The sequence below is a fragment of the Parabacteroides goldsteinii DSM 19448 = WAL 12034 genome (genome assembly GCF_000969835.1).
GTDB lineage: Bacteria > Bacteroidota > Bacteroidia > Bacteroidales > Tannerellaceae > Parabacteroides > Parabacteroides goldsteinii.
This window is the reverse complement of sequence record NZ_KQ033912.1, coordinates 397728-422050: the sequence shown is the minus strand read 5'-3', so window position 1 is coordinate 422050 and position 24323 is coordinate 397728. Positions and strand designations below refer to the sequence as shown.

Below are 24323 nucleotides of genomic sequence, written 5' to 3'. Positions count from 1 at the left end.
GATGGTTTATAACTGTATTGTAGTTTCAGAAAAAATGAATGTATGTAAGTTTGATTAGTTACGGCAGTAAACTTTTTGTACTTTTGTAGATATTATCGTACATAATAATAAAGGCATAATGAAAGACTCGATAGCTTATTTACCCAAGGACAAGCAGGAAGATTTAAACTTTCTGGTTAATGAGATACTGAAAAGGCTACCTCAGGTGGAGTTTATTATTCTGTATGGTAGCTATGCAAGAGGAAATTATGTACGCCGTAGCATACGGATTGAAGATGGCGGTATTCCTACCGTCAAAATATCCGATTATGATATCTATGTGATAACCAGTGGTATCAATAGTAAAAAGGCTGAGACTGTTCTGGATAACGTGGAAGATATATTTTTTTCCGGAAAGGATTTTGACCGGGATACTCCTGTCCAGTTTATCAATGATGATATTAAGATAGTAAATAAGTACCTGGAGGAGGGACGATATTTCTATACACAGATTAAACAGGAAGGAATTGTTCTGTATAATAGCGGTAAATACAAACTGGCTCGCCGCCGGAAACTAAATTATGCAGAGATAAAGGAACAGGCGCAGGAATATTTTGATGAAAAATTAAATGAAGCGAATGAATTTTTAGTAGATACAATCAATGCGTTTAATAGAGGAAATTATAAAAGAGCTTCGTTTTATCTTCATCAAGCCTGTGAGAACTATTATTATGCGATCCGATTGACTTATACCTTGCGCAATAACAAACAGCACAATCTATCAAAATTGTCTTCATCAGTTAGAAGCTATTCTGAAGATCTGAAAACGGTATTTCCACAAGATACACTTGAAGAAAAACGGCTTTTTACTTTATTAAAGGCTGCTTATGTGGATGCCCGGTACAATCCGCATTTTGTCGTTACCAAAAAAGATATCGATCAACTAACTCCGAAAGTAGAATTGTTAAGGGATATAACAAAACGGATTTGTGAATCGAAGATTAAGGAGTATGCGGAGAAAGTTTTGTGAAACTTGTCAGGTTTGTTGTTGCTGCAATTCGATTATGATTTCATCGGTAATATATGCATCGCTCATCGTTATTAAAGGATATTCTTTATTAAGTAAGAGAGCATATATATTACTATTATAGAATAGATGCAATGCTTTTACGGGAGAAACTTTTAGTTGTTTAGCTAGTTGCATCACAATCCGACTGTATTTATTCCATACTAAAACATCTATCATAGTTTGTTTATTTAAGCGTTTGTGTTTCCGCTGTACTTCCGTGAAAGACTTTCATGATTGTTTCTCTTTTTCTTTATAATATCTTTCCCAATTATCCAGAGCTTCTATCAATGTGTCCGCAATGTATTCCCGACTTTGAGTATGAAGCATGTCATATCCCTCGATAAGGTAACGGGTGATGAGATCGACCTTTTCTAATCGATTATAAAGGACTGGGGCAGGAATACCAGTTTTTTGTGCTGCACTTTCGATGGCAAAAACCACAAACTCCATGAGTTTATCGTCTATCGCTCGGAATATATGTGTTGCTTCTTGTTGCATATTTCATTCTATATACTTATCTGCATTACAAAGATACTAATAAAAGCGCAAAAGAGAAATATGTTTTTTCTAATTAGAATTAAATCACTAACTTTGCGGCATTTTTAGAAGAAAGATAAATATAACGCGAAATGAGTAAGAAATTTGCCGAATATTCTAAGTTTGACTTATCGAATGTCAATAAAGAGGTGCTGAAGAAGTGGCAGGATGGAGACATCTTCCACAAGAGTCTTGAAATCCGCGAAGGATACCCCTCATTTGTATTTTACGAAGGACCGCCTTCTGCAAATGGTATGCCGGGTATTCACCACGTTATTGCCCGTTCGATTAAGGACATTTTCTGCCGTTACAAGACCATGAAAGGATTCCTGGTCAACCGTAAGGCGGGATGGGATACGCACGGCCTGCCGGTTGAGTTGGGCGTGGAGAAATCCATGGGTATAACCAAGGAAGATATCGGCAAGAAGATTTCTGTCGCTGACTATAATGCAGCTTGCCGCCGCGATGTGATGAAGTTTACCAAAGAATGGGAAGACCTCACCGATAAGATGGGCTACTGGGTGGATATGGAAAATCCGTATATCACCTACGATAACCGTTACATCGAAACGCTGTGGTATCTGCTGAAAGAATTATATAAGAAAGGTTTGCTGTACAAAGGATATACGATCCAACCGTATTCGCCGGCAGCCGGAACAGGTCTTAGCTCACACGAGTTGAACCAGCCGGGATGCTATCGCGATGTGAAGGATACGACCTGTACGGCACAATTCCATATCCTCGATCCGAAGCCCGAAATGGCACAGTTCGGTGATGCATTCTTCCTGGCATGGACGACTACTCCGTGGACATTGCCTTCAAATACGGCTCTTTGCGTAGGTCCGAATATCACTTATGTGGCTGTTCAGACGTACAATCCGTATACCGGTATGCCGATGACTGTCGTGTTGGCAAAGGATTTGATGGATGCACATTTCAATCCGAAAGCTGCCGGTCTGGAACTGTCTGATTATAAGATAGGAGATAAGCTGATTCCGTTTAAGGTGGTTGGCGAATGGAAAGGACCGGAATTGGCTGGCATGCATTATGAACAGCTGATTCCCTGGGTAAATCCGGGCGAAGGTGCTTTCCGTGTAATTACGGGTGATTATGTAACAACCGAAGACGGTACGGGTATCGTACATATCGCTCCGACTTTCGGTGCGGATGACGACCGTGTGGCTAAGGCAGCTGGCGTTCCTCCGTTGATGATGATCGACAAGGATGGCAACAGACGTCCGATGGTGGATATGACCGGTAAGTTCTATCTGCTGGAAGATCTGGATCCGGAGTATGTACAGGCTCATATGAACGCTGCCGATTACGATCCGTGGCAGGGTAAGTTCGTAAAGAATGCGTACGATCCGGAAAAGACAGACAAAGACGAAACATTGGATATCGAAATATGTATGATGCTGAAAGTGCAGAACCGCGTGTTCCGCATCGAAAAGCATGTACACAATTACCCGCACTGCTGGCGTACCGACAAACCGGTGTTGTATTATCCGTTGGATAGCTGGTTTATCCGCACAACAGCCTGTCGTGATCGTATGATCGAACTGAATAATACAATCAATTGGAAGCCGCAGAGCACCGGTACGGGACGTTTCGGCAAATGGTTGGAAAACCTTCAGGACTGGAACCTGAGCCGTAGCCGTTATTGGGGTACCCCGTTACCAATCTGGCGTACGGAAGACGGAACGGAAGAAAAATGTATCGGTTCGGTGGAAGAACTGTACAACGAAATAGAAAAGGCTGTTAAAGCCGGATTCATGGAAAGCAATCCATATAAGGATAAAGGCTTCAATCCGGGTGAATACAATAAGGATAATTACGAAAAGATCGACTTGCACCGTCCGTATGTGGATGAGGTAATTCTGGTTTCTGAAAGTGGTAAGCCGATGAAACGGGAAACCGACCTGATCGATGTTTGGTTCGACTCGGGTGCGATGCCTTATGCCCAGATCCATTATCCGTTCGAGAATAAGGAAATACTGGATAACCGTACGGTTTATCCGGCCGACTTTATCGCGGAAGGTGTCGACCAGACACGTGGTTGGTTCTTTACCCTGCATGCGCTGGCAACAATGGTATTCGATAGCGTGGCTTATAAAGCGGTTGTTTCCAACGGTCTAGTACTGGACAAGAATGGAAATAAGATGTCCAAACGTCTGGGAAATGCGGTCGATCCGTTCTCTACAATCGAACAATATGGTTCCGACCCGTTGCGTTGGTATATGATTACGAATGCATCTCCTTGGGATAACATCAAGTTCGATATTGACGGAATGGATGAAGTGCGCCGTAAGTTCTTCGGTACATTATATAATACCTATTCATTCTTCTCACTGTATGCAAATGTGGACGGCTTCGATTATTCGGAACCGGATGTTCCTCTGAACGAACGCCCGGAGATCGACTGCTGGATTCTTTCTTTGCTGAATACATTGGTGAAAGATGTGGACGGATTCTATGATACCTACGAACCGACCCGTGCGGGACGTGCTATCTCCGAATTTGTAAACGATAACCTGAGTAACTGGTATGTACGTCTGAACCGTCGCCGTTTCTGGGGTGGTGGTATGACAACCGATAAGTTGTCGGCTTACCAGACATTATATACTTGCCTGGAAACGATAGCCAAGTTGATGGCTCCGATTGCTCCGTTCTATGCCGATCAGTTGTTCTGCGACCTGATTGCTGTAACCGGACGTGAGACGGTTGAGTCTGTTCACTTATCCGATTTCCCGAAATATGACGAAGCATTGATCGATAAGGATCTGGAAGAACGTATGAAGATGGCGCAGGATGTATCGTCCATGGTGCTGGCTTTGCGTCGTAAAGTGAATATCAAAGTTCGTCAGCCGCTCCAGACCATTATGGTGCCGGTTATGGATGCCCATCAGCAGGAAAGTATCGAAGCTGTGAAGAACCTGATCCTGAACGAAGTGAATGTGAAGGAACTGAAGTTTGTCGATAACGCTGCCGGAATCCTGGTAAAACGTATCAAGCCGGACTTTAAGAAGTTAGGCCCGCGTTACGGTAAGATCATGAAGAGTCTGGCTGCCGCTATCCAAAGCATGAGTCAGGAGGATATCCTTGCATTCGAAGCTGCCGGAACATTCATGCTGAATGTGGAAGGACAGGAAGCAACTATCGAACGGGCTGATGTTGAAATTATCTCGGAAGATATCCCGGGTTGGTTGGTTGCCAATGAAGGCCGTCTGACTGTAGCTCTTGATATCACAGTCACTGAAAGCCTGCGTAAGGAAGGTTTGGCACGCGAATTGGTAAACCGTATCCAGAACCTGCGTAAGAGCAACGGTTACGATATCACCGATAAGATTGTCGTGACCGTTCTTTCGACCGATGAGATGGATGACGCAATTAAGGAATTTAATGAGTACATTGCGAACCAGGTGCTGGCTGTATCTGTTGAAATAACGGAACATGCCATAAGCGATGCGACCGTCCTTGATTTCGAAGATTTCAATCTGTCGGTACGAATCGAAAAAGAGTGATTTTTTCTATAAAAAAGAAAGGCGTCCCTTGTTGCATATAAATATTATCGTATATTTGGACTGCGACTTGGTCGCCTGATATATATTATGAATTGTGGAACCTAAAATTAAATGAACCATGGCAGAAAAGACTAGATATTCGGATGCTGAACTCGAGGAGTTCCGCGCCATTATTTTAGAGAAGTTGGATGTAGCCAAGAAGGATTACGAGTTGTTGAGATCGGGTGTAACCAATTCTGATGGTAACGATGTGGCTGATACATCACCAACATTTAAGGTGTTGGAAGAAGGTGCCGCAACTTTGTCGAAGGAAGAGGCCGGACGTTTGGCACAACGCCAGATGAAGTTCATACAGAACTTACAGGCTGCTTTGATCCGTATAGAAAATAAAACGTATGGCATTTGTCGTGAAACGGGTAAACTGATCCCGAAGGAAAGACTGCGTGCCGTTCCTCATGCTACTTTGAGTATCGAAGCAAAACAAGGAGGTAAGAGATAAATGAAATTTTCTAAAGGTTGGGGAGCAGTGTTGATTATAATGCTGCTCCTTATTCTTGACCAGGCTCTCAAAATTTGGATCAAGACACACATGCAGTTGCATGAGAGTATAGAGATTACCCCGTGGTTTTATCTCTATTTTACCGAGAATCCGGGAATGGCTTTCGGTATAGAAGTAATAGGTAAGTTGTTTTTGTCGATATTCCGCATTGTGGCGGTCGGCTTTATCGGTTATTACCTGTATAAGCTTGTAAAGGACAAATATAATTTCGGTTTTATTGCTTGTGTCTCGTTGATATTTGCAGGAGCAATCGGTAATATTATCGACTCCGTATTTTATGGAGTGGTATTTGATCATAGTTTCGGTCAGATCGCATCTTTTATGCCTGCGGGCGGAGGATATGCGGGATGGCTGCACGGGAAAGTAGTGGATATGTTTTACTTCCCGTTGATTCAGACGGTATTGCCTGACTGGCTTCCTATCTGGGGTGGGGAGGAGTTCGTCTTTTTCCGTCCTATCTTCAACCTGGCGGATTCAGCAATCTGCGTAGGTGTTTTCTTATTATTGATATTTTACCGGCATACCTTGTCGGCCAGTCTCTCTAAAGAAAAAGAAAGTAATAAATAAATGCGGAATAAATTGCGCAGATATGGTGTCGCATTGTTGACGGCAGCTTTGTTGGTTTCCTGTAGTAAGGTGCCTGATGGTATTTTGTCGGAAAAGGAAATGAAGGCTGTCCTGATCGATATGCAACTGGCTGAAGCTATGATCAGCACGGATTATAAAAAGTATAGCGACGATGCTGAGAAAGAAGCGCTTTACCAGTCTGTATTCCGCAAGCATAAAATAGAACAGGCTGTTTATGACAGTTCGCTGGTCTGGTATGGGCGTAACCTGGATGTGTACATGCAGGTCTACGACTTGGTACTGGCCGAACTGAATGAACGGCAAAAGGCGCTGGGAGATGTGCAGGCAAATGCCGCCCCTGTATCTAAACAGGATTCGGTAGATATCTGGCCGCGTCTTACTTATCTTACCTTAGAACCGAATGCCCTGTTTAACGGGATAGCGGTCGATATTAAACCGGAAACCAACTATCCGTCCGGCAGTACGTTTGTATTGGGAATGCGCGTCTGGGGATTGAACGATGCGATGAAGAATCGTCCGGAGATCCGTCTGAGCGCCAATCAGGGAGATACGATTATTACCGTAAACGACAAAATTCTTCGCGACGGTTATCATGAAACAACGTTAAGGACTTTGCCTACCAAACAGGTAAAGAGCGTGTATGGTTTTATCCGCCTGAACGGAAAGGATGATTCCACCTCTTATTTCAAAATTTATGTGGATAGTTTGAGCCTGATGCGGTATAACTACGGTCGGTTACCGGAAAAGGACTCCATACAAGTTGCACGTAAGGACTCTATAAAGAATTAGATCAAAATATGCGCAGGATTGCTTCGCATTATATATATTGGCGTAAATGGTACCGTATGCATTATCTTGAGTTGGATGCGAAGGGACGTTTGACCGGTGTGTATCCTCTGGTACAGGAGATTGCGAATACAGAATTTTATGACGGTACTTTATTGCCGGTACCGTCAGATATTACTTTTCCTCCGGTTGGAGTTTCTTCTTTAGCGGAATGGCTGGCTGTTACGGATTCAGTAACCATAGACTCTCTGGTACAAGTCTGTCATTTACCCAGCATTTCCCCGACGACGCCTGAACTCGGCGCAGACTACAGCAGTGGCGATTGCTACGTTCAGCGACTCTGATGTTTCCCTGTCCTGTGGATAGTTAGGTATGTATAATTTTTCATTGACAAGCGTTTCTATCTCGGGGCGGATACCGTTTCCTTCATTTCCCATGATGATGATACCTGTTTCCGATAATTCTTTCGCGTACATATTTTCTCCGTCAAGAAACGTTCCGTATAACGGGATTTGTTGTTCTGCCTGTTTTTTCAGGTAGTCGTGCAAATCCGTATAATGTACTTTTACATGGACGAGAGCCCCCATAGTGGCTTGTACCGTTTTGGGACTGAATACGTCGGCGGTGTCCTGGCTACAAATAATATGTTCGATGCCGAACCAGTCGGCCAGCCGTATGATCGTACCGAGATTGCCGGGGTCTTGTATCCCGTCGAGGGCAAGGATTAACTGTTTTTTGGGGTCGGTATCATCCAATGACCAGGTCGGACGTTTGAAGACGGCCAGTACATCCTGCGGGTTTTTCAGGAAACTGGCTTTCCGTATATCGTCATCATCAGCTTCCAGCAACTCCTTAGCGGGAATGTCGCCTTGTGTTGCCATCCATGACGGTTTGGCTATCAGCAGGTCGCATTCGAATGCATGTAACATGTCTGCCACCAACTTATTTCCTTCGGCAACAAATGCATTTAACTCGTTGCGAAACTTCTTTAATTCCAGTGAACGGATCTGTTTTATTTTAGACTTACTCAGCATCTTTACTTTTTTTACAAAGCAAAAGTACAGGAATTTATTTAATTTCAGTTACATTTCATTGAAAAGTGGATATAAGGTAAATACATTATAATTCTTCTTTTATGAGGATTGTGTCTATTGCCTTTGTGAACTAATGAAGGAACAAATTTCCCTATTATAATACCATATGTCTTGAAATTGATGGTATTTGGAATAATTGCTTTTTATAATTTATAATTTTAAGGCGAAGTTTTCGAAAAATTAGTATTGATGGATAAATCCAGTAACCCTCATGAGGGTTTTTTGCTGTATGCACAGCAAAAAACCCTCATGAGGGTTTTTTGCTGTATGCACAGCAAAAAATTATATATATTTTATTTACTTAATTTACATGTAACCCTAATGCATGTAGTTTGGATATGAATGAAATGAATAGATTGATAGCGATGTGAAGAGGATAATAAACGAATAAAACAAAATAACTAAAAACAAAAAGTATGATGAGAAAACTTGTTATCATGATCTTCCTGTTTGTGATTCCATTGTCGTTTTATGCACAGGATAGATTGAGTGGTCAGAAAGGATCAGTCGTCGGTCTGAAAACGAATATTCCGTATTGGGGAGCGATGGCAACTTTCAATGCCGGAATTGAATTCCGTCTGGCACGTCATTGGTCATTGGATATAGAAACCGGTCTGAATCCGTTCGACGGAAAGAAAGAGGATGGTAGTTATGGTAAATCTCTTAAGCATTGGCGACTCCATCCGGAGTTGCGTTATTGGTTTTGTGAAACTTCTTACAAACATTTCATCGGTCTGCATGTCCCTTACATATTATATAATGTATCGGACATCAAAATACTGGGTACCGAGAATGAGCGCCATCAAGGTTGGGGAGCAGGAGTAGGAGTTAGCTACGGTTATTCATGGTTGCTTTCCAAGCATTGGAATCTGGAAGCGACGGTCGGTGTGGGATATCTCTATCTCGAATCGGAGAAATACCCCTGTACAAACTGCGGTCGTCGTCAGGAATACGTCAAGAAACATTATTTCGGTCCAACACAGGCTGCAATTAACCTGATTTATCAATTTTAATTTTCGCCGCCTTATGAAAATGAACAAACATATACTTATAGTAACGAGTCTGCTGGCGGCAACTGCTTTGCAGGCACAGGAGATTAAAGTAAAGGATAAGATTGTAGAGAAATCGGACAATGCGTTGATTATTGGTATGACGTTCGATTTTGGTAAAGTGAAGGTTCCTGCTGACCGTAGTCTGGTATGCACACCGGTGGTTGTTTCGGGGGATAGTATCCGCCCTTTGACACCGGTTATTCTCAATGGTCGCGATCGTCATATTTTGTACGACCGCACAGGGCGTACTTATTCGACACACGGGGAATATGAACTGCGTCGTAATAATGGTGAGGAACAATTCTTCGAATACACCACTCGCACACCAATGGCGCCTTGGATGAAGAAGTCGGAAGTGGCTCTCGTAACCGACCTCTGCGGTTGTGGTTGGGAAGCGTTGCAGAACGACCGTTCTCCACTCTTTCCGATCAATTTGTCAGAGCCGGTTGTTTTGAGACCGTTGCTTGCCTATCGTACGCCTGAAGCCGAGGCGGTCAAGGCGCGTTCGATCGAGGGAAAAGCATTTTTGGATTTCCCGGTTAACAAAATAACGATTTATCCCGACTACCGAAACAATCCGCGTGAGCTGGCAGCTATCCGTGCAACGGTCGAGTCCGTGAAAGACGATCCGTATGCTACCATCACGGAGGTGTGGATCAAAGGTTTTGCTTCTCCCGAAGGCTCATACGCCAATAACACATATTTAGCGGAAAACCGTGCCAAGGCCTTGCGCGACTACGTGAAAAGTCTTTATCGTTTCGAACATGCTACATTCAGCGTAGATTTCGAACCGGAAGACTGGGAAGGATTGGAAAAGCGTCTGGAAGAAATGAATTTACCGGACAAAGCTGAGTTGCTGGCTATTATTCGTGATCAGGAACCACGCGACCTCGATAAGAAGGAACAGAAGTTGAAAGTCTTGAATGGTGGTAACTCTTATAAAATTTTGCTCAGGGATGTTTATCCGGCGTTACGCCATTCGGACTATGTGGTGAAGTATAACATCCGCAATTTCACAGCCGAAGAAGCCCGGTCGCTTATCTATACTGATCCGAAGCAGTTGAGTCTGAATGAAATGTTTATGGTGGCTCAAAGTTATGAGGCTGGAAGTGAGAAATATAACGAAGTGTTCGAAATTGCTGTCCGCATGTTCCCGGAAGATCCGGTATCGAACCTGAATGCTGCCAACACTGCTATTCAAAGAGGCCAGTTGGATCAAGCCGAACGTTACCTTCAGAAAGCAGCCGAAGGAGATGAGAAACAGTTGGCACGTGCATCTATTCTGATGCTTCGCGGCGATCTGGACGGTGCGGAAAAGATCTTGAATACGTTGCAGAATAGTCCGGTGACAGGAAAAGCAGCCCAGGCAAACCTCGAACAGATCAAAGCAAAACGTGAAGAATGAAAAACGTCAAAAAATGATTGATTATGAACATAGCCTATAAATATCTTTTATACGTCTGTATGGCAACCTGTTTTATGCAGGTTGGCTGTACTGACGAAGTTCATTTGAACCGTGATGACGGAGAGGAGGATGTGGTGGTGGAAAACTACCTTCGTCTGACTATCAGTAGTCCGGAAGCCAAACACTTAACCCGTTCAAACCCCACCGGTGGCGAGAATGGTGACGGCTATGAGCCGGGACAGGACTACGAGACGCGCATCGACGATCTGATGCTACTCTTTTATCAAGGGACAGACGGTGTGAATTCTCCTGCCTCGACCCCGATAGATAAAATTATGTATCTGGATCGTGACGCCATGGAGGGTGATAATCGCACCGAACCAGTATTAGTGGGGCTTCCGGGTGGTTGGTATGACTTGTTGGTCATTACCAACACCGGCAACATACGTTCGCAGCTTCAGGGAATGACGCTCGGCGGTGTGCGTGACTATTTGCAAAAGCGCGCCTGGACGGAGAATGGAGGAAAATATTCTCGTTTTGTGATGGCTTCGGATGGTCATTTGGACACACAAGTGTATATCTGTGGTGAGAATACGATCGATAATCCGGCTTCTGCCACAGTTGAGGTGGAACGTCATGCGGCACGCATCGATTATCAATTGGTACACAAATATTATGATGTGACGGACAAGACAGCCGGCGAGGCCCAGGTTTCCATTACCGGGGCTTTGATCGTGAACAAACTGGATGCCGGTTCCTATATGCTCAAACGAGTGATAGGTGCAGCATCGGACGGTTCGTACGGTGCGGAAAGTACGCTTAAATACCTCGGCTTGGAATTACCTGAATGGGGCGATCACCAGACCAACTACGTGCTGGATCCGTGGAGTCGCAAGAAGACGCTGGCCAATGTGGATCGTCGCGTTTTTAATCCGGAACAGCCTTCCGGTTCCGGACAACCGCTTGCTTCACTTTATGAAAACTATTTTACGAGCTACGGTACATCGGTATCCAACTGGAAGTTTGCTCCCGGTTTGGGTGAACGTGTGGGTGACTGGTACCGTGTGGGTTACACGAAAGAAAATACGGTGGCAAAGGCGGAACAATCGCCTTACATCAATACGGGAGTCGTATTTAAAGCTTCTTATGGACCTAAGAAATGCATTGTTTATGATCCGGTTTCCGGTAAAGCGATCGAACGGACGGGCTTGGATGGAACACCGTTCACGTTCTTTGCATACAAAGGCGTTATATACAACTCGGCGGAAGCTGTTATGGCCGCATTTACAGGTAACGGCACGAATGTGGTCGGCTATGATTTTGCCGGTAAGACTTGGGGCGATGTCGAGAAGTTGACGAAGGAGTTAAAGGAAAACGATCCGGTGGGTTACCGTCGTTTTCTTACTCAGAAGGCAAAAGGCAAGACGGCAACCGACCGTTTGACCGAAGCAGAAGCCTACCAGTTGTCCTGGAATAATTATATGTATGTCACCTTTGGGTACTCGTTGGGTACGAACGGTACATCCATTATTAATCTGAATGGCAAGGACACTCGCCGATTGTTGGCGCGTTACAGACTACATACGTATGCTGATGGAGTTTGCTATTATACTCACTGGATTCGTCATTCTAACAACAATGATCCATCAAAAGGGATTATGGAATATGCGATTGTGCGTAATAATGTTTACAAATTGCGTCTTAGTGACATTTATGGCCTGGGACATGATATCCCATACGAACCGCCGTTCGATCCGGAACCTGTCGATCCGACACCTCCCGGTCCGGATGACCCGGACAATCCTCCTACACCTCCCGGCCCGGACGATCCGGATAACCCACCGACGCCACCAGGGCCTGATGATCCGGATAATCCACCAACGCCACCCGGACCGGATGATCCTGATGACCCGGATACCGATCCGCTTATCCAGATCGAGGTGGTTGTGAAACCTTGGTTGATAATCGACCCTGAAACGTTTTATTTCTAACCGTTAAAATAAGAAAACGATGAAATCAATAACAACAAAATATATCTTTTTCCCGGTACTGGTACTGTTGTGCCTGGCCGGGTTGGCTTCATGCGATTATATCCATGATGAACTACCTCTTTGCCGGCATACACTCCGTTTTGTTTACCGGCATAATATCAAACATGCCGATGCATTTGCCTATGAAATGGAGAATCAGGAGGCAGCAAAAAATGTTCGTTTGTATATTTATAGTGCTGATGGCAAGTTTCTTTCATCTCGCCTGATTGAGGGGGAAGAGTTAAAAAAGAACGAAGTGGATCTGAGCGAACTTGCCCCGGGCGATTACCGCCTGTTGGCTTGGGCCGGTTTGAACGCTCAGGATTATACGTGGACGGAACCGGCCCCCGGTTCTTCTATCGATGACTTCCGTATGTCGGTACAAATGGTGGAAAATCGTGTCGATCGCGAATTGTCCGGTCTTTTTCAAGGGGAATTGGAATATACGATACCTATCGGAGGTACTACCGATACCGAGTTCCCATTGGTAAAGAATACCAATAAGATACGTTTCATACTGATCGATGCCAACCGGGGAACGAAACTGACGTCGGATGCATTCGACTTTGCTGTTACTACCACAAACGGCGATCTTGATGCGCACAATGAACCGGTCTCTCCTACACGAATCACCTGGTTGCCTTATTTGCAACAGGTAGAGGAAGTGAAAGCCTCCGGTAACGAAACGATTAAGTATGAGGCTGTTTGTACGGAATTGAATACACTTCGTTTGATCGACAACACTACCGGTACGCTTCGTATCCGTTATGCGAGTGAGAAGACGCCGTTTATCAACGTCAGTCTCACGGAACTCCTGAAATTGACACAGATAGCATCTCATAAACTACCGGGACAGGAGTATTTGGATCGGCAAGACGAATATGTGATCACCGCATACGTCGACATCGTCGGCGGACGGGCACACTGTCTTGAAGTGATCGTTGATGACTGGATTGTTCGTTTGGAAGACTTGACACTTGGAAATGAGGAGATGACATTATGAAAGGTCGATTGAATCCATATAGGAACCTGTCAGCGGTTGTCTGCCTGCTTGCTTTTCTCGCCTTCGGTTGTGTGAGTGGCGAGAAGGGTGGCTCCGGCGACCTGGACCTTCCCGAAATGGTGGAGGTGGATTTGCAAGTGGGCATAGCGGATGTTGCGCCCTCGTTGCAAACGAAAGCTGACGAAGGTGAGGAGGTAGAAAGAGAAGACAAGAATGCTTTGCCGGGTGAACAGATTCATTCGCTGGCCGTGCTGATTGTCAATAATTCTACCCAAAAGATTGAGAAGAAGTTTTTGCCCGATTTGACTAATGATGAAAAGGCTAAAGAGGGTGAACTGACAAGTTGGAGTTCCGAAGAGTTCCGGTTGCCCAAAGGTACGAAACGAATTTATGCCTTAGCCAATTGGGAGTCGCTGAAGAATGAGACGCTGAAAGCTGCTATCGAGGCAAAAGAGGGTGACGAGATGCCGAAGCTACCGGAAGATGTCTCCTGGCCTGAAGGTGGTTTTAACCCGGGGAATGGAGTTTATCTTCCGATGAGTTACGCTGAAACGTGGGAGGTTTCTTCTTCGGTAAAGAAAAGAATCGAACTTACCCGTTTAGTGAGTCGTTTGCAGGTGAAGGTGGCTAATGCCACAAGTCACGAGTTACAGTTGGATGGCCTTACATTTGGTTCTTTTAATAATAGAACGCTTTTGTTTGGTAGGGCTATTAAGGATTGGTATGAAAAAAGTGATGTGAGTTTTTTACCTGCGGTGACAAAAACGCTGCAACCGATGGGGAATGAGCTGGAAGAATATACCTCCGACTGGATGTATGTTTTTGAGACAACTCAGGCAAAAGGTTTCCGGCTTGGTTTTAAAACGACAAGTAAGGGGACAACGCTATTTCATGCTGCCGATATGCATAGTGGAACAAAAAATACTAAAAACACGGAAGTAAAACGTAATCATATCTGGAATCTGAATCTGTGGGTTTGTGGTTACACGTTGACTTTGAAGTTAGAAGGTGAAAATCCGCCGATCGGTGGTTATCCAGTGATAACGTCGAATGTGATGGAAGGTTTGAGCGGAACGTTGTATGGTGGCGGTCCGTTTACTCTTGAAATCGGAATGTTGAAATCGCCGGAAAATCAATTGACTGTACCGAATGATATCCAATGGTCAATCATAGATGTTGAAAATTCTGATTTGTTAATAGAACAGTTAGAATTAACAGGTAAGACGATAAAGGGTTGTATGGTTGGATATGCTGATAATGGAAAGAGCCTTAGCTTTAAGTTGAAAGCAACAAGCAACGGTCAGGTGGTATCTGTTTTTCCAGTTACTCTGAAATTTGAGGAAATATTCAACATGAAATAGGAGTCCGTCTGCTCGTTGAACAGGCGGGCGTCTGCTTATCGAACAGATGGGCTCCTGTTCATCGAACAGACGTACGTCTGCTTGTCGAGTAAATGAAGGGTTACTCGATAAGCAGTTCAAAAGATAAAAATAACTGATGTTATAACTAAATTAGAATACGATGAAACGAAATAAAATAAAATATGACAGATGGCTGCGAATGTTACTCTTGTCGTTCGCTCTGCAGGTTGGTGGGGGATGGACGGCTTTGGGGCAGACGGATTCGAAACCGATGATCAGCCTTACATGGAATGATAACGACCATGATGAAGTACATACGGAAGAGAAGATAATTTATGTTGATCCAAATAAACAACGTGTGTTGTCACTTCCTGAGTTGAGTATCAATAATAGGTCAGATGGTGATGATTCTTATAATTGGTTTGTACATTGGTATGTGTTAAACAGTAATGGAGGAACCCCCGGTGTAATTAAGCATGAAAGCATTACTGTTAATAATATCGATGCTTCAAATCGAGGCGGATCGATTGGACAAGGGACAACCGTTGTCATTGAAGGTGCAAATACAAATCAATATACAACGAAAGATTTTTTTGTCAAAGTAAAAGAGACTCAAGGTTTGCTCTGGTCGAATAGATTAAAAATAAATAATGTTATATCTCCAATTGATGGGAAAAGAGGATTAGGTATTGATGCCTCTACTATTGCATATACATTACCTTCTAACTATACCGAAGGGGATGTTATATATTGTGATGTGAGTGTTTATCAGAATGGGGTTTGGACATCTAATAGTAGTTCTGACATTGTTGGTACATATCAAGAACCTACCTTGTTGAAACGATATAAGTATGTAATTAAAAAGGCGGAAGAGTGTCCAGCTTTTAGTGGGGAAAGTGAAATTTACGATATATATTTCCCTGATAAAACTACATCAATAAATTTGTCGATGCCTTATGCACCGGATAATTATTTTTGGAAAACAGGTACTACTATCCATCAAGGAACCCAATTTTTATATCGAATAAATGGTGAAGGTGAATTTCAACCGTTCCATCTTGTAACCAGAAATGCTAAGTTGAAATTTCAACAGACTCAAAAAATAGAAATAAAAGACTTACATACAGATAAGGAGAATATAGTTGAAGTCAAAGCGGAATGTTCAATACATTCAAATGAAGTAAGCCATGTTTTAGCGACATTCAAATTTCGGCCGATTGAGAATGCCGAGTTCAAGTTGGAAGATGATTTGGATAAAGGTAAAGATGATGACAGATGGCCTAGAGGAAATACAGAGAAATATGAGCAGATAGGGATTGTTGATTTTGATCAAAAAGAAAAAAATGAAGAATTACTGACGACAATAGCTCCGGGAGAAAATATGTCAAGTAGACCAGTCGGTTCTGTAAGTGAAGCTCGAACAAGTTATGGCTTTATACGTAAAGATGGTGCGTCTTTATTAGATAATAAAGATAAATGCTGGACTTCATATCCCGGTATGTATGGTTTATTTAGAAGTGCAAATGCAGAAAACTCTAAAGATCAAGGGGATTGTTACGTTAGTGGAGATGTAAAAAGATATTATAAGTGGATAACTCCTCGTATAGCAGGTAGTGGAACAATGTATGACAATCTTGAATTGTTTGACCGAACTTATGAAGTCGAAGGTAAACATGGTTATTTTTATTATATCGATGCTACAGATGAACCCGGCATGTTGGTTTCTGTACCTATAGATGGAACTATTTGTGGAAATACGGAGTTGACTGTAACTGGTTGGTTAGCAGATATGACACGTCCTAAGGCTAATGGATGGGATCCAAACAAATATCTTCCTTTAGCTCCTAATTTGAATATACTATTTAAAGCAACAAACCAAATTGGAGAAGAAGTTGTTCTTCACCGATTTACAACAGGAGATGCAAAAACAAGTTATGATGGAGCAAAATTAGATACTCCGGATGATCGAGCGAAAGTCTTTAATACGTATCTTATGCAATGGCAGCAATTTCATTATAAGTTCGTTGTTTCAGAAGAAAAGATCGCTGGATGCTCTGATTTTCGTTTGGAAGTTCAAAACAACGAGCCTCATACTGATGGGGCCGACTATGCTATTGATGATATCCGTATCTTCAAAAGAAAACCGGAAGTGGGAATTGTTCAAGCTGGAGATTTGTGTGATACGGAGTTAAAAGAGGTCCGGTTTGTGACAAGTTATAGCAATATAATAGATGTAATGGGACTGGCGAAAGGTGAACCGGTATCGGGTGTGAATCGAGATGTCGTATGGGATGAAAAATCATTGCCGAAGGCGTTAGTTGAATATATAAAAGCACACTACAAGGATGATCCGAAAGGTGCTGTAGAAAATTACTTCACAAAGATTTATTATTCTATTTATGACTCTGAAAATAAGAATGAGCCTCTCAAAATAGATTATAACGGTGATGGAGAACCTGAGTATTGTCGTGTATCTTATCTTTCCACACGTAAGGAAGACATGGGATGGGTTGATTATTCATCTTTTGGTTCTGAACAAAAAGATAATACAGATAAAATCTATTCTATGTCTCTGGAAATCGGTCAATATTTTAAGAGTAAGAAGTATATAGCTAGAATTTCATCACAACCGATAGGTAATGGAGCTGGGGAGATATCGCCTGTATGTGATGCTTGTGCTTTGATTGGAGATCCGTTTGAGATATCGGTTGCAGAAGATCGCTTTAAAATATATGGTTCGGATGATACGCAAACTGAAATATCGGAAGAAGATGTAGAACAAGAAAATACGTATCGTATTGTCGGTAATTTTCAATATTTCAAAGACGATAAATGGAATATATTGGAAAATGCCAGCTTCGACTGGTTTATTGGAACTCTGGAAGAGGCTAAAAAATTAACAGTAGAGGTAGATGGAAAATCTTATTCGATATGGGGAGCCTTAAGTGAGATTTCAACTAATGCAAGCAATAATAGAGATATTTTGAAAGAAGCTTTACAAGATAAATATGGTTTCTATAGTAAAAGTACTCCTAAAGGTTTGTTTGTTTTAGAAGCTTCTTCTTTTGATTACGAGATGGTTGGAGGATACCAATCTGTAGTTGGTCTGGCACGAGCTAAACAAAAGGATCCAACAACCGGTGAGGAAATTGAAAGTGATTTGTATTGCACGGAGCCTGTAGTGATCAAATTAGGTGGAACACCTCCGACAATTACGCCGGGTGATCCGGATGTACCAGAACTCGATCCGGAAGATCCTGATGATCCCGATAACCCTCAACCGGATAAAGATCCGGAGACCGGTTCGTATGTTCGTTCGGTTCGTGTTGGCTTGGTTCAGATTCGGGAGATGGTGAAGAATAATGGAACGTTGCGTATTCCTATTCATTTCCGGAATTCGGGAAAGGCAAATAGAATATTCTCTAAGAATAAAAATAATGCGGATATAAAAGTAGTCCGGACTGCTGATAAGGAGTTTGTAAACAATCAAGATCTTGTAATTGCGACATTGGATAAGCTTGTAGATAAAAATACTACTGCTAATTGGAAGGAGAATTATTTCGAGATTAGATTTACAGACAAGGCTATCGGTAATTTCCGTGAAGGCTTCTGGTATATGGTTGATATACCATACGCTGTAATTTATAAGGATAATGTAGACAAAATAGCTTACGAAAATTCTTTTAAACTTACCCTCAAAATCGTACCGGAATACGTGACTTGGGTAGGTAGTGAAAAGACAAAGCATAACTGGAATAATGACGACCTGAATCATTGGAGACGTTCTACAAATGCAGAGCTTTATATATTAGGTGATAAAGTAGCAGCCGAGGCCAATGGCACACATCCCGAAGCTTACACTCCGATGCGTTTCACGAAAGTGACAATTCATGGCAAAGCTACAGTAGAAGAAAAAGATGGTTCTTATTCTTATGGGGATAAGGGGGCTGCTTATGCCGCTTATCCTCATCTATACAAGCTGGAGAAGAATACCGGTGACCAGAAAAAAGATCCTGAAAACGTCTTGTTGAATATGATGCCTGGTATAAATGTATCGGATGAAATCGGTGCTGCCACTAAAAACATCGAATATGACTTGTTGGCTGATCCGGCTTTTGAAGTGGAACTAAACCGAAAACCGGTTAATGCACTATCTGAACATTCTTTCGCCTGTGTCCGTTTCTACGGCAACGCTTGCGACGAAATTTACATCAAGCCTGAATCGGAAATCCTGCATACGGAATACCTGACCTACAATAAAGCTCATGTAGACTACGAAATGGATCCGAACCGTTGGTATATGCTTGCTTCACCTTTGAAAGGTGTTGTTTCGGGAGATATGTATTTGCCGACAGGGACAGTTGAGAACAATATCGGCAGATATGCACGACAGGAGACTCCGGCGTTTAATGAGATTGAATATCTAAACAATACAGATTATACCCGTTGGAATCCTGCTGTCTATATGCGCGGTTGGAATAATTCTTCTGTAACAGTTGTTTATCCTAAAGATAAACCGGTTGAATATGCTGTTAAAGGTAATTGGTCGAATCTGTATAACGATGTGAATGTCTCGTTTGCTCCAGGGCACGGTTTCTCTATTGGGACAAAAGTTTCGACTAAGTTCCTGAATAGAAAGGAAAAAGTGTTATTCCGTTTGCCGAAAGAAGATTCAAAGTATTATTATTATAGTAATGATGGTAATATTAAAGACTACTATATAGATATCTCTAAAAATCGGACAGAGAAGAATGGTCGTTTCTATTTTAGTCCGGATGAGAAAGAATCTTTGACTGTTCAAACAACCGGTATGTTTGGAAATCCGTTTATGTCACATTTGGATATGTCAGAATTCATAAAAGAGAACGAATCGGGTAGTACATATTATATTTTAAATGGTAATACTACGATAACTAATATCGCTGGTGCCGAGTATAACTTATCTACGGATAGTGATTACGACTCAAAATATGTAGCTCCTCTTCAATCATTTATTAAAAATGATTTGAAAAATGCTGTATTTACTACTGCTATGATAGCCAAGGCCCCCACCTCAGGAAAGAAAGTCGGCTTGCGTTCCGCTACTGCTGCGGCATCAGAAAAGACATTGCCTCAATTGCGTATCACAGCCAGCCGTGGTGGTGTACATAACACTGCGCTTGTGGCAGGTCTTGTTACAGCATCAGACAGCTATATAGAAGGTGAAGATGCAGCCTTGCTGATCAATGAGGAAGTCGCCGCTCCGCAAGTGTATACGCTTGCCGGTAATCAGATGACGGCTATCAACGTGACGCCGGAACTGAAAGATATTCCGGTCGGTATCTATGGTAAAGATGCTTCTCCGGTAGAACTGAGTTTCAAGCTGTCGGGAGATATGCAGAATGTTACATTAGTAGACAAGCAGAGTGGCAAGGTTTATCCGGTGACTGACGGTTTGACCCTGACTGTCTCCGGCAATACTTCCGGACGCTACTTCCTGAATGGCTCGATCGCTACGTCGAACGAGGTGATCGTTCGCAACGAGATTGTATGTTATGCCAATGGAAACGGTCAGATTGTGGTTTCATCGGTTGATCCGCTTACCCGGATCTCCGTCTATAGCGTCTCCGGACAGCGTTTGCGCTATTTGGATAATCTGAATATGCAGACGGTCTATGTCAAAGACTTGGCTCCCGGCATTTATATCGTCAAAGCCGAAAGTGTAACACAGGTATGTTCGGAAAAAATGGAGGTTAAGTAATTGTGGATACAATATAAATCTTCATAGATATTTGTAACTGAATGGCGGTCATATTATTAATGGCCGCCATTTTTTTATTCAAAAAGGCATTCCCTTTATTGTATCTTGTATCGACTAGTTGCCTTTCTGAATAATTTCAGCTACATTTGCGTGCGTAAAAGCTCGAATAATGAAGGGAATCCTCCATATACTATATTTCATATGCCTTGTTTGGATGCTGGCCGCCTGTAGTACGACGAAATATGTCGGTGACGGTGAATATCTGCTGGATAAAGTAGAGATTGTCTCCGATAATAAATCTTATAAAACAAATGAGCTGAAGCCATATCTTAGACAGCAACCGAACTTTAAAGTGTTCGGATTGATGAAATGGCAACTTTTTGTTTATGACTGGTCGGGCCGGAATGAAAAACGTTGGCTCAGCAAGCAGCTTCGCCGGATCGGGGAGCCGCCTGTTATTCTGGATACTACATTGGTGGAGCAATCGACGGATGAGTTGAGGCGGTTCTTTATCAATAAAGGATACGTGAATGCGGAAGTCTCGGCCGAGATAGATACTTCGCGGCAGAAGAAGGCGGTTGTCATTTATAAGATTAATTCGAATGAGCCTTACCGGATACATAATTATACGATGGAACTGGATGATTCGAAGATTGACAGTATTGCCCATTTGAAAGCCCCCAAGCGTTCGGCTGCCTCTTCGGCTTTTCGGGTATATCCGGAAGACTATACCTCTTTGGTGAAAGACAGTTCCCTGTTTGACAGGGATATACTGGATAAGGAGCGGCAACGCATCACGACATTGCTCCGTAGAAGAGGATATTATGCATTTAACCGTGATTACCTGGCTTATCTGGCAGATAGTTCCTACAATAGGAATATTGTGGATTTGGATATGGTTCTTAAACCTTACCGTAAATTAAAGCCGGACGGTTCTGTTGTCGATACTCTGCATCGCCAATATTACATCAAAGATGTAACGATTGTGACAGATTATGATCCGCTGAATCAGACGCAGAGTGACTTATCGTTTGCTTCTGCCGATACGGTGAAAGCAGGAGATTTACAGATTCTCTACGGAGAGAATGGTAGAACTATCCGCCCAAATGTTTTACGTAGAAGTACTTATATAACTCCCGGCAGGTTATTTAACGAACGGGCTGTTGAACAAACTTACTCTTCGTTTGCCGCTCTCCGTGCATTGAGGAATGTAAATATACGTTTTACGGAAGTGGAAGAACGCGACACGATGATGTTGAATTGTACCATCCTGACTTCTCCGGCAAAGTTACAAGGTTTTGGTGTTGACCTGGAAGGAACGAACTCGGCTGGTGATTTCGGTTTTGCTTCCAGTGTGAGTTACCAACACAGGAATCTGTTCAGAGGCTCGGAGATTTTATCAACGAAAGTGCGTGGAGCCTATGAGGCTTTATCCAAGAGTTCGGCGGGCGGCAGTTATTGGGAAGTTGGAGCGGAAGCGTCTGTTTTGTTTCCCCGTTTTCTGTTTCCCTTTGTCAATGAAAGTTTCAAACGAAGGGTGCGTGCTTCTACGGAGTTGAAGGTCAGTTACGGTATTCAGACACGTCCGGAGTACAGACGTGCGATCCTTTCCGGCGGATGGAGTTATATCTGGCAGGAACGCTCGAATACACAAGCACGGCATGTATTTAAATTGCTGGATATCGATTATGTGCATTTGCCGAAGATCGATCATGATTTTGAAGAGAGTTTGCCAAACTCTACCCGGATATATAATTTTACGGACCAGTTTGTCGTTGGTTCCGGTTATACCTATTCATTTACGAATTATAATCCTCAGAACCGTTTGAGGAATACACATTCTTTGCGTGTATCCTTTGAGATGGCCGGAAATCTGTTGTATGCGTTTTCCAAGATAACGAATGCAAAGAAAGATAAAGACGGATTGTATAATCTGTTTGGAATTAACTACTCACAGTTTGTAAAGGGGGATGTTGATTTCAGTAAAAGTTATGTATTGGATAGCCGTAATAAGATCGCATTTCATGTGGGAGTAGGTGTCGGTTATCCTTATGGAAATGCGAAGATGCTGCCTTTTGAGCGGCGTTATTTTTCCGGTGGGGCGAACAGCGTCCGCGGATGGTCTGTCCGGTCATTGGGACCGGGAGGAATGCTGGCAGACTCTGTTACATCGTTTGCCGACCAGGTCGGGGATATCCGTTTGGACTTGAATCTGGAATACCGGACCAAGATGTTCTGGAAATTTGAACTGGCGGCTTATGTCGATGCAGGAAATGTCTGGATGATGAAGCCGGATAAGGATCATAAAGATGGAAACTTCGATTTCTCCCGTTTCTATAAAGAAATAGCCGTATCTTATGGTTTGGGATTGCGTCTGGATTTCGATTTCTTCCTGATTCGTTTCGATACAGGTATGAAAGCCTATAATCCACAGGTACGTGGAAAAGATCGGTGGGCTATTCTGAATCCCAATTTAAAGAATAATTTTGCCTGGCATTTTGCAGTAGGATATCCCTTCTGATGAAAAAAAAGACTTTCCTGTTTGCAAATATAAATATTAATGCTACCTTTGCACCGCAAATAAGGATGGTCAGGTAGCTCAGCTGGATAGAGCAACAGCCTTCTAAGCTGTGGGTCCTGGGTTCGAATCCCAGCCCGATCACATAAAAACAGGCGGTTATCAGTGATTGATGACCGCCTGTTTTGGTGTTAATGGTACGATTTCCCGTTCTCATCGAGGCTGAATACAGATGACATGGTTTGTATTCCTTCCCGGTTCTCTACTGTACAAAGAATATTTTTCTCCCTGTCTACCAGAAACAGATGGTTCCGTTGTTCTGGGTTGACATGTCCTACCCAGTTGGTAAACAACAGACGCCCGTCCAGGAAATATTGCATGCCTCCCAGAAACTTCAACGGTTTACCGGGAATATCCTTGTTGGATATTTCCCAAACGGTTTTACCTTGTTTGTCTAGCTCCACGATGCGGGGGTTTTGTGTCTTATCAGCAACAGCGACCAATGTGTGTCCATCCGGCAGCCGGATTACGGAATGAGGGCCACCGGGTATCTGTACCTGCCAGACAACTTTACCTGCCTGGTCATATTCTTTAACACATTCATCGCCGTAATGAGCGACCAGATAATGTCCGTTATCCAGTTTCCGGGCATTGCGCATAAAAGCAAATGTCCCGTCTGAAACGCCTTCCGGTAAAATGCATATATCACTGACGATATTCCCATCGGGAGATACTTCCAGCAGACGTCCGGCATTACATTCTCCGATAAACGTATTTCCGTTCTTCAACCGCTGGCAGGCAAAGATCGGACTTTCGGAAGTATAATGAAAAATGGTATCGTTCTGACGGGTGATTTCCAGTACCCCTTTGCCGGTTGAAAATAACAGGTTGCCGTTGGGTAATACCCAGATGTCATTCGATTCCGGAGCTTTATGCTGCCAGACGATCCGGTTGTTTTCCATAATGAACACTATCCCTTGCGAATAGTCTGCTCCAACAAAATTCCCGCACTGGGCCACGGTTGCCAGGCAACAGATACAAGAAAGAATGAGTGTATAAATAATGGTTCTCATGATCTTTT

The 24323-nt window shown here is 43.0% G+C and carries 17 protein-coding genes and 1 tRNA gene; 14 read left to right on the top strand and 4 right to left on the bottom strand.

Annotated features, from left to right (window positions below):
- Positions 1–118: 118 nt before the first annotated feature.
- Positions 119–1009: a HEPN domain-containing protein gene (locus tag HMPREF1535_RS01940; protein ID WP_046145137.1), complete on the top strand. Its 891-nt coding sequence runs from the start codon at positions 119–121 to the stop codon at positions 1007–1009.
- Between the two features lie 6 nt (positions 1010–1015).
- Here the strand turns inward: HMPREF1535_RS01940 and HMPREF1535_RS01935 are convergent, their stop codons facing one another.
- Together HMPREF1535_RS01935 and HMPREF1535_RS01930 are read right to left on the bottom strand one after the other, a co-directional pair.
- Positions 1016–1225, bottom strand: a complete 210-nt coding sequence (locus HMPREF1535_RS01935) for a DUF3791 domain-containing protein (protein ID WP_046145136.1) — start codon at positions 1223–1225, stop codon at positions 1016–1018.
- Positions 1226–1276: 51 nt separating this feature from the next.
- Positions 1277–1546, bottom strand: a complete 270-nt coding sequence (locus HMPREF1535_RS01930; protein ID WP_046145135.1) for a DUF3791 domain-containing protein — start codon at positions 1544–1546, stop codon at positions 1277–1279.
- A 131-nt stretch (positions 1547–1677) separates the two neighbouring features.
- On the opposite strand from HMPREF1535_RS01930, the gene ileS reads away from it, so the two are divergent.
- The 5 genes from ileS (at position 1678) to HMPREF1535_RS25275 (ending at position 7383) form a co-directional block, all read left to right on the top strand.
- Complete coding sequence (gene ileS / locus HMPREF1535_RS01925; protein ID WP_046145134.1) at positions 1678–5106, top strand: isoleucine--tRNA ligase; 3429 nt, start codon at positions 1678–1680, stop codon at positions 5104–5106.
- Positions 5107–5224: 118 nt separating this feature from the next.
- The gene (locus HMPREF1535_RS01920; protein WP_046145133.1) at positions 5225–5605 is read left to right on the top strand and encodes a TraR/DksA family transcriptional regulator; all 381 of its coding nucleotides are present in this window, start codon (positions 5225–5227) and stop codon (positions 5603–5605) included.
- Positions 5606–6232, top strand: coding sequence for a lipoprotein signal peptidase (locus tag HMPREF1535_RS01915; protein WP_007657509.1), 627 nt, complete (start codon positions 5606–5608; stop codon positions 6230–6232). It begins immediately after the preceding gene.
- On the top strand, positions 6233–7042 hold the full coding sequence (locus tag HMPREF1535_RS01910; protein WP_007657511.1) for a DUF4296 domain-containing protein: 810 nt from the start codon (positions 6233–6235) through the stop codon (positions 7040–7042). It abuts the gene before it with no gap.
- 8 nt (positions 7043–7050) lie between these two features.
- Positions 7051–7383: a hypothetical protein gene (locus tag HMPREF1535_RS25275; protein WP_007657513.1), complete on the top strand. Its 333-nt coding sequence runs from the start codon at positions 7051–7053 to the stop codon at positions 7381–7383.
- On the opposite strand, the gene HMPREF1535_RS01905 is transcribed toward HMPREF1535_RS25275, so the two are convergent.
- Positions 7306–8073, bottom strand: a complete 768-nt coding sequence (locus HMPREF1535_RS01905; protein ID WP_046145132.1) for a TrmH family RNA methyltransferase — start codon at positions 8071–8073, stop codon at positions 7306–7308. The two genes, HMPREF1535_RS25275 and HMPREF1535_RS01905, sit on opposite strands and share 78 nt — an antisense overlap.
- A 479-nt stretch (positions 8074–8552) precedes the next feature.
- Here HMPREF1535_RS01905 and HMPREF1535_RS01900 point away from each other — a divergent pair, with 479 nt between their 5' ends.
- From HMPREF1535_RS01900 to HMPREF1535_RS01865, 8 genes are all read left to right on the top strand, one after another.
- Entirely contained in the window at positions 8553–9146 is a 594-nt protein-coding gene (locus HMPREF1535_RS01900) for a DUF3575 domain-containing protein (RefSeq protein WP_046145131.1), read from the top strand.
- Positions 9147–9159: 13 nt separating this feature from the next.
- Positions 9160–10590 carry a DUF3868 domain-containing protein gene (locus HMPREF1535_RS01895; RefSeq protein ID WP_046145130.1) on the top strand — a complete coding sequence of 477 codons (1431 nt, stop codon included), beginning with the start codon at positions 9160–9162 and terminating at the stop codon, positions 10588–10590.
- Positions 10591–10613: 23 nt separating this feature from the next.
- A complete protein-coding gene (locus tag HMPREF1535_RS01890) occupies positions 10614–12581 on the top strand; it encodes an Mfa1 family fimbria major subunit (RefSeq protein ID WP_046145129.1) in 1968 nt (655 codons plus the stop codon).
- 19 nt (positions 12582–12600) lie between these two features.
- Positions 12601–13623, top strand: a complete 1023-nt coding sequence (locus tag HMPREF1535_RS01885; RefSeq protein WP_010802349.1) for a FimB/Mfa2 family fimbrial subunit — start codon at positions 12601–12603, stop codon at positions 13621–13623.
- A complete protein-coding gene (locus HMPREF1535_RS01880) occupies positions 13620–14984 on the top strand; it encodes a hypothetical protein (protein WP_046145128.1) in 1365 nt (454 codons plus the stop codon). The genes HMPREF1535_RS01885 and HMPREF1535_RS01880 overlap by 4 nt, the downstream gene beginning before the upstream one ends.
- A gap of 160 nt (positions 14985–15144) precedes the next feature.
- The gene (locus tag HMPREF1535_RS01875; protein ID WP_046145127.1) at positions 15145–20724 is read left to right on the top strand and encodes a T9SS type A sorting domain-containing protein; all 5580 of its coding nucleotides are present in this window, start codon (positions 15145–15147) and stop codon (positions 20722–20724) included.
- A gap of 169 nt (positions 20725–20893) precedes the next feature.
- Positions 20894–23245, top strand: a complete 2352-nt coding sequence (tamL, locus tag HMPREF1535_RS01870; protein ID WP_007657531.1) for a translocation and assembly module lipoprotein TamL — start codon at positions 20894–20896, stop codon at positions 23243–23245.
- A gap of 67 nt (positions 23246–23312) precedes the next feature.
- Positions 23313–23386 (top strand) — tRNA-Arg (locus HMPREF1535_RS01865).
- 47 nt (positions 23387–23433) lie between these two features.
- Here HMPREF1535_RS01865 and HMPREF1535_RS01860 read toward each other — a convergent pair.
- Complete coding sequence (locus HMPREF1535_RS01860) at positions 23434–24315, bottom strand: aryl-sulfate sulfotransferase (RefSeq protein WP_007657533.1); 882 nt, start codon at positions 24313–24315, stop codon at positions 23434–23436.
- Positions 24316–24323: the final 8 nt, after the last annotated feature.